At 52.3% G+C, this 2,627-nt stretch carries 1 protein-coding gene; it reads left to right on the forward strand.

The features are described 5' to 3' along the window. The first annotated feature begins 499 nt into the window (after positions 1 to 499). The gene (locus tag KDK14_RS03410) at positions 500 to 2,449 is read left to right on the forward strand and encodes a BCCT family transporter (RefSeq protein WP_257263616.1); all 1,950 of its coding nucleotides are present in this window, start codon (positions 500 to 502) and stop codon (positions 2,447 to 2,449) included. Positions 2,450 to 2,627: the final 178 nt, after the last annotated feature.

Consider the following 2,627-nt stretch of genomic DNA (forward strand, 5'->3'; position numbering starts at 1 on the left):
TTCTGTCGTCCTCGCTACGGGGACGCCCAGTCGGGCGCTATTCTCGGACAGCCTCTTGGGCGTACCCGTAGCGAGGATTGCAGAAAATTGAGGATAAAAAGTCGAAAATTTTCAGTGAGTAGTCGTTCTGTTTACTAAAAATTTCCGAATTTTCAGACCGATTTACCGCCACCGCAATAGGTCAGTCAATGCTTGAATAGCCTCCTGGTCGGGGACACCTGCACTGTGGAGCAATCCCCAAACCCTTGCCCGACAGGGTCGCCCGTGTCATAAACTGGTCAATATGCACAATAATGGATATTTCCGTAGATTTTGTAGGTGTTTGTGCTTATTATGTCTTCGGAAGTTCCGCCAGGTAACTGGAGGGTTGGAATGGCCTGTCAGGCATGATGTTCTCCATGGACATGCAGCCGGAAAAATTAACGTCACTTTTTGTACACAACTGATAATTATTGTTTTCACAGCTGCAATGGCTGTTCTTTCTTGAAGACCAAAGATTATGAAAGAGCATTTTAAGCTTGTTGATAAGCCGACCTTTTTTGGTGCGGTTATCTTGTTGATCTCGGTGGTTGTACCGTTGGCACTTTTTCCTGATGAAGGGGCTCACTGGATCGCCATCGCCAAAACCTTTATGACGGACTCAATGGGGGTGCTTTACCTTGGCCTGGGGCTGGCCGCCGTAGTGTTTATGACCTATGTGATATTTTCCGATATCGGCCAGATCAAGCTCGGTGATGCCAGCGAGCAACCGGAGTATACGACAGCTTCCTGGGCGGCCATGCTGTTTTGTGGTGGTATCGGTGCCAGTATTCTTTACTGGGGCTGCATTGAGTGGGCCTATTATTATCAGTCACCGCCTTTTCAGCTGGAGCCGGGCAGTGAAGAGGCGATTTACTGGGCGGCCACCTACGGTATCTTCCACTGGGGTCCGGTTGCCTGGTGTATTTATATGATTCCGGCTATTCCCATTGCCTACTTTTTTCATGTGCGCAAAAACCCGGTCCTGAAGGTTTCTGCAGCCCTGATGCCGGTATTGGGGGAAGAACGCAGTAAAGGACCGCTGGGCAAGTTGATTGACGTGTTGTTTATTTTTGGTCTGCTCGGTGGTGCTGCCACCACGCTGGGTCTGGCGGCGCCGTTGATCAATGAGGGCATTACCCATCTGACCGGTATTCCAGCCACCAATGGCTCCCGGATCGGGGTGTTGTTGGTGTGTACGGCATTGTTCGCCTACTCCTCGTACAAGGGAATGGACGGCGGCATCAAGCTGTTGAGCAATATCAACTTCTGGGGAGCGTTAGGTCTGCTGGCTTTTGTCCTGGTGGTGGGGCCCACACTATTTATGGTGGAGACGGGTCTGGACGCCATTGGTCGGATGCTGTCCAACTTCTTTGTCATGGCCACCTGGGCAGAACCTTTCGGTGGTTATGGCACCTTTGAAGATACTCACTTCCCGCAGGACTGGACCATCTTCTACTGGGCCTGGTGGCTGGTCTATGCGCCGAGTATGGGGCTGTTCGTTGCCCGTATTTCCAAGGGGCGAACCATCAGGCAGATGGTCGGTGGCGCGATTTTCTGTGGCTCCCTGGGCTGTGCCGTGTACTTTATCGTGCTGGGTAATTTTGGCCTGTCACTGCAGTTGTCTGGTCAGTTGGATGTTGTGGGTATTCTCAATGCACAAGGTGCCACAACCGCTATCTTCAGTGTGCTCGAACAGCTGCCGTTCAGTTATCTGGTCATCGTGCTGTTCACACTGCTCTGTATTATCTTTACCGCGACCACCTTTGACTCTATCTCCTTTATTCTGGCATCGGTTGTGCAGACGAATGTGACAGAAGATCCCATGCGCTGGAACCGCCTGTTCTGGGCATTCACCCTGTCACTGATGCCCTCTGTGCTGATGTTTATGGGGGGGCTGGCCACCTTGCAGACGGCAGCCATTGTCGGTGGTCTGCCGCTGCTGGGGATTGCAGTGATGTTGATGGTGTCTGCCGTGAAAGCCATCATGCTGGATATTTCCCGTCAGGAAGGCTACGAAGAACCGACCATCAACATTGAGGATCTGCCAGAATTGGACCCATGGAGCCTGGAAGGCTCGGCACTGGCCCGTTTTGAACACCTGAAGGATCATGCAACAGAAGCCGCACTTGCAGAGCGTCAGGCCCATGAGGCGCTGGCTGCACTGAAAAAGCAGATCCGCAGGGAGGCTATGGATCATGGTGCAACGGGGGCCGATCTTGGCGATACACCGGCCCATATGCTGGCGGAAGTCGAGCGATTGACCCAGGTTACCATGGAGGCCAAGGAGAAGCGGCGGGCTGCTTCTGAGCTGGCCCAGCAGGCACGCATGGAGTTCAATGAGCTGATGCGTCAGAAAGAAGAGGCACAGCATAAGCTGGAGCGCCTGCGGGCCAAGGAAGAAATTCTGATGCGTATGGGCAGGGCTTGATTTTTTGAAGTTAAACTGTTGCCCGGCCCTGTTGAGAGTTGGGCAAGTTGATGTGCTGCCTGAGCATCAATGGTCACGTATAAAATTTAACGTTTCATCCAGGAGGCTGTCCGAGAATAGCGGCCGTAGCGAGGATGGCAGAAAATTGAGGATAAAAAGTCGGAAATTTTTAGTGAAT

Source organism: Endozoicomonas sp. ONNA2 (assembly GCF_024606365.1).
GTDB lineage: Bacteria > Pseudomonadota > Gammaproteobacteria > Pseudomonadales > Endozoicomonadaceae > Endozoicomonas.

Excerpts from the sequence above, each read along its gene's own strand:
- KDK14_RS03410 (WP_257263616.1), top strand. The coding sequence starts at position 500 with ATGAAAGAGCATTTTAAGCTTGTTGATAAGCCGACCTTTTTTGGTGCG.